Source organism: bacterium, from assembly GCA_023228325.1.
GTDB lineage: Bacteria > Auribacterota > UBA6266 > UBA6266 > UBA6266 > UBA6266.
In genome coordinates this window covers 1-3,939 of sequence record JALOBK010000025.1, presented here as the reverse complement: position 1 = coordinate 3,939, position 3,939 = coordinate 1, and the positions used below count along the sequence as shown (strand labels likewise).

General features: G+C 28.7%; 4 protein-coding genes. All 4 read right to left on the bottom strand.

Annotated elements, in window-relative coordinates; translation table 11 throughout:
• Window positions 1–1,842: hypothetical protein (locus M0R36_11115; protein ID MCK9556339.1), on the bottom strand; the 1,842-nt coding region annotated here is incomplete at its 3' end.
• Window positions 1,843–2,508 (bottom strand): hypothetical protein, encoded by a 666-nt coding sequence (locus M0R36_11110; protein MCK9556338.1) that lies wholly within the window; start codon window positions 2,506–2,508, stop codon window positions 1,843–1,845.
• Entirely contained in the window at window positions 2,505–2,717 is a 213-nt protein-coding gene (locus tag M0R36_11105; protein ID MCK9556337.1) for a hypothetical protein, read from the bottom strand. The genes M0R36_11110 and M0R36_11105 overlap by 4 nt, the downstream gene beginning before the upstream one ends.
• Window positions 2,718–2,789: 72 nt before the next feature.
• A partial coding sequence (locus M0R36_11100) for a hypothetical protein (GenBank protein MCK9556336.1) occupies window positions 2,790–3,939 on the bottom strand: 1,150 nt, incomplete at its 5' end.

Sequence of the window (3,939 nt, the reverse complement as noted above, 5' to 3'; positions counted from 1 at the left end):
GCTCTTCCGATCTAATTCAGATAATTCAATAAAAATTGAATCCGTGTCTGTATAAATAACATTGGAAATATTTGTATCCTTTAAATAAAATTCATTTGAAAATTTATTTAGAATATGATCAAAATCTATTTCTTCAATTTTTTCTTCTTTTCTTAAAGAATAATCTACCACCATTCCTGTCATCTTGATTAATTCCTGGCCTGTAGAAGTAATAGCAGATCCTAGAATTGGATTAAAATATCTATAATTTTCATTTGTTAGTGCACCATACATTGCATTTGCCAAAATCTTAACGGCCCACTGCGCAATAAAATTATTATTGGCTTCCAAATCCTTATTTTCTTTTGTAAATTTCTTCCAGTTAGATTTATACACTGATCTTAAATTATTCAGATCGGTCAAAATCGTATTATATAAAGATATTCCTTTTTCATGTTTTGAAAATATAGCACCATTAATTGTGAGATAATTTCCTTCTATTATCTTCTTAAATTGGTCTGATGATATTTTAATCATATGTTCTTTATCAGTATATGGGTAGCACCTTAATATAATTTTATCATCTGGCAATTTATTTTTATATAAATAATCATAGGAAATTTTTTCATCCACACTAGCCAATATAGTTTCAACGCCCATATTATATGTTCTGATGATAGATGGATACAAAGAACTATAATCCAAATCAATAACCCACTCATATAATCCACCAACTGGAGTTTTGACATACGCTCCACGAATTGGTTCCAATGCTTTACTTTTTCTATTGGTGATGATTGCTAAATCATTTTTTCTAGCAAACTTAACTAATAATCCATCAATCAAACCAATTGTTGATAACGATTTCTTCCAATCCACACCACAAAATGATCTCAGTTTATTCTGCAATTCAATATGCTTTACTTTTTTATTGATTTTGCAAATAAGAGCCACATCTTGTTTATTATATTCTATCATTTTATTTGGATCTCTTTTGAATAAAGTTCTAATATCTCCTTCATATGTGTGTTTTCCTTCACCCAATTCATGCTGTGCAACCATATCCAATTTATTGGATGATAATTCTCCCATCGAAAATCCTTTATATAATTCCAACATATCAAGGATAACAAACCCACTATAAAAAATATCTTTATATTTATGATTCACTCTGACACAATTCAATAAGGATAATTTTCTAACATCCATTCCAATCTTAAAAATTCTTCCGGCAATATATCCATAATCAAAGAAAGCAAACCACGATGTTAAAATATCAACATTTGTTTTTTTAAGATCCATACAAAAATACATCAGCATTTCTTGTTCAGTATCAAAGAAAAATGTATTTGTATTTTCCCATCTGTCATACAATATTCCGTTTGATTTTAGAGCAAGAGTTTTTATGCTGTCCTCATCAATCCCATATGATATCATACAAATTGGAGCAAACGCATCTTCATTGTTTGGAATTCTATTATGATTAGTTAAATCAAGCTCAATATCTAAAAATAATATTTTTGGACTGAAATTATTTTCTGGATATGACAAATAAAAATCAACAGTATGCCTATTTTCAATACTAAAATCTCTTTCAAACGTAGTATTATTTTTATCGTATTTTTTCATTTCTCTATAATTACCACGAATTATATTGCAATCTTTTATTTTGGCAATTGGTTCCTTTGTATCACAGGAATAAAAATAATAGTTATCTTTATTTTTATATCTATAAATTATTTTTTTATCTTCCTTGGTTCTAAAAATATAATATAAATGGTCATCAACATATTGAATATCAATCAATCCGGGATTGTCAAACTTAACCATCAATTCTCTTATTTCATCAGTTAAAAACGACACTCATTCCCCCATTCTTTCTTTCCAAATTTTAAAACTCTCCATGGATTTTGTATGAAATAGTATATCCCCATTGGATAAAAATATATCGTCAGCAACTAAAGTTATTCTCCCAAATCTTTTTTTCATTTCAAATTTGAATTTGTTCTTTGATTGTTGATAACATGCACCAATCAATTCTGTACATGCTAATCTTGAATCGTCTGTAAATTTGAAATCAAAATCATATGGTGTTCCAAGATATTCATATGCTTTTTTGGCTGCCATCATTCTATCTTCTATTGATAAATTTGGCCTAAAAACAACAAAATGGTCAGTCCTAAAAAAGTTTATAGCATTCTCTTTTATTACGCCCTCTGACAACGCATGAATAACTTGATGTTTTCCATCATCTTTACCAACGTATAATCCAGCGTGATTTAATTCACCCGGAATGAATCTGGCATCTAAGTATGAATCATATTTTCTAAGAAATACATCTCCAGGCTGAAAAAAATCATTCATTAATAATTCTACACAATTATATAATTCATCCCCTGAAAATGAAAATGTTGGGGGATTTATTCCAAAAACAAATCTGAATCCTTTTTCTTTTGTAATACTAAAATGAAATGTAGTGTCTCCAATAAGGGTGAATAAATATCTTTGAATATTGTATCGTATATTCATTTGTTTCCTCCATTAGTGTTTTTTAAACTTTCTGCCATAGCGTCCAATACTGAAATATGCCATAACTTTTCAACCCAATAAATAATTAAAAAAACAATAAATGTTGTTTTAAAATACATTAGGAAATTTACAGGCATCCCACCGACAATATTTCCCAACATAATAATTATTAATTCTTTATTTACTAACCACGTTATCCCTGCCAGCATAAATGAGAATATGGAACATATAATAAAACCAAACACGGTCAAGTATAAAATAGAAAAAAACATTAACCCCCCTCAAAAATATTGGCTTATACCATCAATATTAGAAAAATCAGCAATTGAATCTTCACTTTTATTTTGTTTAGCAAACATAGAGATTCCTGATTCTTTTATCAGCATCTTACTATAATCTATATTAAAATTTGCACATCCAAGGGGACCATTTCTATTCTTTTTGATATGCATTGTTAAATTATATAAATTATTTCCAATAATGTTGTCAGCCATATCTGCTTGCAAAAGACCTATAAAATCAGCATGTTCTGCTTTTTTTCTTGATTCTGTAACACTTCCCAATCCAGGGGTTTTTGAATTATATCCTTCCGAATTTAATTGTGTTGCAGTCAAACTTGGTATTCCATATTTGATTCCGACCATTTTCTGTTCCATTGTTATATGACCTAATTCTAATCTGTACATCTCTGTTTTATTAACCGATGCAAATAAATCCAAATAATCAAACACTGCCATTTTCGCCTTGAGCCCTGTTTTTGATATCATCTCATCCATGTAGATCATAGCATCATTGATATTACTACTATAGGGCAAAAGATATTTCATTACAATTTTTTTATTTGATTTCTCAAGATACTTAAACATATTTTTTGCATCACCATTTATAACTTCTCCCGATGAAGCCTTGTCATAATATGGAAGCATCCTAATTGTTCTCTCCAAACTTTCACCTATGAAGTTTTCTAATGTAAAATAAAAATATAGTCCATCTCCATTTTCTTCATTAAAAGCTGCACCACATAAAAAATTTAATAAAGCTATTGATTTTCCAACACCGGGTGTTCCACCAAAAATATAAATTCTACCATTTTCCAACCCACCCTTTAATATATTTTTATCAAAATTTTGGAATCCTGTTTTTATTTTTGATTTTGGATCATTATTTTTTTCTATAAGTTTTAAACATTCATCGTACGAATCTTCGTTTTCCAAAACAAACTCACTGGTATTCACTTTATCATCATATCGTTTTTTCAAAAGTGTTCTAATATATATTTTGCTTATCAAATTTTCATACGTTTTTATCATTTCATCGCCACCAGTAAAATCTCCACTCTCAAACTTATCCAAAAAATCAACTAATAGATGTTTATCCTCTTCAATTATTATTCCTTCTTTTTTAACCTGCAGCATTTCTAGAACAGACTTA

What these genes read in the sequence shown, in the direction of transcription:
- M0R36_11105 (MCK9556337.1), bottom strand. Translation starts at nt 2,717, where the DNA reads ATGCTGGCAGGGATAACGTGGTTAGTAAATAAAGAATTAATAATTATT.
- M0R36_11110 (MCK9556338.1), bottom strand. Translation starts at nt 2,508, where the DNA reads ATGAATATACGATACAATATTCAAAGATATTTATTCACCCTTATTGGA.